Source organism: Candidatus Schekmanbacteria bacterium, from assembly GCA_003695725.1.
Taxonomy (GTDB): Bacteria; Schekmanbacteria; GWA2-38-11; order GWA2-38-11; family J061; genus J061.
Genome location: RFHX01000019.1, coordinates 1 through 2,944, shown reverse-complemented (window position 1 = coordinate 2,944; position 2,944 = coordinate 1). Strand labels below are relative to the sequence as shown.

4 protein-coding genes are annotated in these 2,944 nt (G+C 35.5%); all 4 read left to right on the top strand.

The genetic code is table 11. The annotated features are described in order from the left end of the window. Positions 1 to 1,042: glycosyltransferase family 2 protein (locus tag D6734_00820; protein RMF98061.1), on the top strand; the 1,042-nt coding region annotated here is incomplete at its 5' end. Between the two features lie 49 nt (positions 1,043 to 1,091). Further along, positions 1,092 to 2,066, top strand: coding sequence for an NAD(P)-dependent oxidoreductase (locus D6734_00815; protein RMF98060.1), 975 nt, complete (start codon positions 1,092 to 1,094; stop codon positions 2,064 to 2,066). A gap of 39 nt (positions 2,067 to 2,105) precedes the next feature. Next, a complete protein-coding gene (locus D6734_00810; GenBank protein ID RMF98059.1) occupies positions 2,106 to 2,651 on the top strand; it encodes an acyltransferase in 546 nt (181 codons plus the stop codon). Between the two features lie 18 nt (positions 2,652 to 2,669). Beyond that, a partial coding sequence (locus D6734_00805; protein ID RMF98058.1) for a hypothetical protein occupies positions 2,670 to 2,944 on the top strand: 275 nt, incomplete at its 3' end.

The following is a 2,944-nucleotide window of genomic DNA, read 5'->3' as shown; positions in this document are numbered from 1 at the left end:
GGAGGATAGAACTAATAAAAGAAGCTATGATTTGCCTGCAGTTACTCTTTTTATACCGGCCTATAATGAAGAAAAGGTTATTGCAGAAAAGATATCGAACAGTCTTGCTCTTGACTATCCTAAAGATAAATTAGAAATAGTAGTGGCATCTGACGCATCTACTGATTCTACTGAAGAGGAGGTTAAAAAGTTTAAAGACGATAGAGTAAAATTCTTTAAATCTGTCAAGAGAGGCGGCAAGAATTCGATAATTAATGAGTTTCTTGGCTTATGCAAAGGTGAAATAATAATATTTACTGATGCAAACTGTCTCTTTCAGAAAGATGCGCTCAAGTTTTTGATTGAGCGGTTTTTTGACAGCAAGGTAGGTCTTGTTGTAGGACGGTTGAAATATGTGGATGAAAAATCATCTGTTGGCAAAGGAGAAGGACTTTATTTCAAATACGAATCGATGATCAAAAAAATGGAAAGCTCTTTTGGTACACTTGTTGCGGCAACGGGGTCGATTTATGCTGTAAGGAAAAATCTCATCTCTACCCTTGACCTTGATGTGGCTAATGATTTAGCGCATCCAATACAGATAGCTTCGCAGGGATACAAGATAGTCTTTGAAGAAAGGGCAGTTGCAATTGAAAAAGCGACGATTTCAGCGCGGGAGGAATTTAATAGAAGAGCACGAATAGTCACTCGCGGGATGACAGCTTTTATCCGTTATTGGAGAAAATATGGTATGCTGAAGGGTATGTGGGGATTCTGTTTTATTTCACACAAGCTTATTCGATGGTTTATTCCCTTTTTTCTTATAGCTCTTTTTATTCTCAATATCTTTCTTGATTCATTAATCTATAATATATTTTTTACTGTACAGTGCGCATTTTATATTCTTTCTTTGTGCGGTTTTTTCTTTAGAAAGAGAGTGGGAAAGCTTTTTTCAATACCTTTTTATTTCGTGTTGATTAATTTAGCTGCGATGAGTGGTATTTTAAGCTATCTTTTTGGCAAAAGGCAGTCATTATGGAATGTTGCTGAAACAACGAGATAAATATCCTCATTCTTTGTTCGATGGGCCTTAAGATAAGGAAAGATTATAAATGAAAGTATTGGTAACAGGCGGCGGAGGTTTTGTGGGGAGATACCTTTGCAAAGCATTGAAGGAGAGAAACTGGGAGACCTTTGTCATAGATATTAAACCTTTCGAAGAATCAGGGCTTAAAAAAGATATGGTTGACAAATATGTGGAAGGAGAAATAACCAATTATGAAAAGGTCCGTCAGGCAATGGATGGAATCGATATGGTTATTCATTTGGCGGCGAAACATCGCTTTTTTGGAATTACTGAAGAAGAATTTTATAGAGTAAATGTAGAAGGCACGAAGAATATCTTGAAAGCGATGGATGACTGTGGAGTCAAGAAGATCTTCTTTTATAGTTCAGTTGCAGTCTATGGCGACCATAGAAGTCCCACAAATGAAAATGTGATTCCAAAACCAACATCAATATATGGAAAGTCAAAACTTGAAGCTGAAAAGAAAATAGAAGAATGGGTTGAGAAAGGAAACAAAAGAGGTGCATTGATTTTAAGGCCTACGGTAATTTTTGGTCCGGAAAATAGAGGCAACATTTATCGTCTTATTAGACAAATTGATCGATATTTGTTTATTCCTGTTGGAGAAGGCAACAATATCAAATCAACGGCATATGTTGAAAATATAATTAACGCAACTATGTTTTTGATAGACCGCGGTTTTGAAGGAGTTGAAATATACAGTTATGCAGATGAGCCGCATTTGTCATTTAAAGAAATTGTAACTATAATCTATAAATATCTTGGAAAATCAATGCCTAAGCTAAGGTTACCTGTGAAAGCCGTTTTGGCAGGATTGAAACCTGTTGATTCCATTAGCAGCTTCTTTAATATAGATTTGCCTTTTACTGCGGCAGTGGAAAAAATGAATAAAACAACACATCATGAAGCAAAAAAAATAAGACAAATCGGATTCAAACAGATTTTTTCATTAGAAGAAGGACTTGAAAGAACTATCAGATGGTATAAGAATAAAAAATAAGGTTTAAAAAATTTAAAAAGAATATTCTAAATTTTTAAAATGGGAAAAAATCCAAGAAATAAAGTAGGAATTAAAGATATTTTGGAAGTTTTGAGATATTTGATATCTCCAATCTTTTACAAGGAGCTTTTTTATCGACTTGGATATTTTGTCCACGACCATGTAGCCCCAATATCGAAGATGCATATTGCAGGTAATCCAAGAATACATCCTACTGCCTCTTTAAGGTGCGGCGAGAATATTTATTTAGGATTAAATTCGCATATAAATCAGTTTTGCTGTATCTGGGCAAGTCCTTCTTCAAAAATCATACTTGGCGATAATTTGCTAATGGGGCCGGGGGTCAAGATTTTTTCTTCAAATCATGGTACCGATACAGGCGTTGCAATGAATGTGCAGGATTTTAAGGAAAAGGATATAGTTATTGGAAATGATGTGTGGATAGGTGCAAACTGTGTAATTCTTTCAGGGGTTACGATAGGAGATGGCGCTGTTATTGCGGCAGGCGCTGTTGTAACAAAAGATATTCCTCCATATACGATTGCAGGGGGAGTTCCGGCTAAGGTTATTAAACAGCGAAAGTGAATTGAAAAAAGGAAATTAATGGCTGAACTAACAGAAAACGAAAAGGTGAATAAGGTTTTATTGTTATTAGTTTTGCTTTCTTTTGCAGCTTTATACTGGAAAGTATTTTATTGGCTTGGGACAAGATGGTATATTGACCCTGATTATTCTCATGGCCCTTTAATTCCTCTCATTTCAGGTTATCTTGTGTGGACCAAAAAAGAAGAATTGAAAAGGATTCCTGTTGCAGTAGATAATTTAGGACTTTATCTACTTGTCATTTCTATTCTCCTCCACATATTTAGTGTTAGAGC

Bases quoted from the DNA above. Each gene is read 5' to 3' on its own strand.
- D6734_00810 (RMF98059.1), top strand. From the start codon at position 2,106: ATGGGAAAAAATCCAAGAAATAAAGTAGGAATTAAAGATATTTTGGAA.
- D6734_00815 (RMF98060.1), top strand. From the start codon at position 1,092: ATGAAAGTATTGGTAACAGGCGGCGGAGGTTTTGTGGGGAGATACCTT.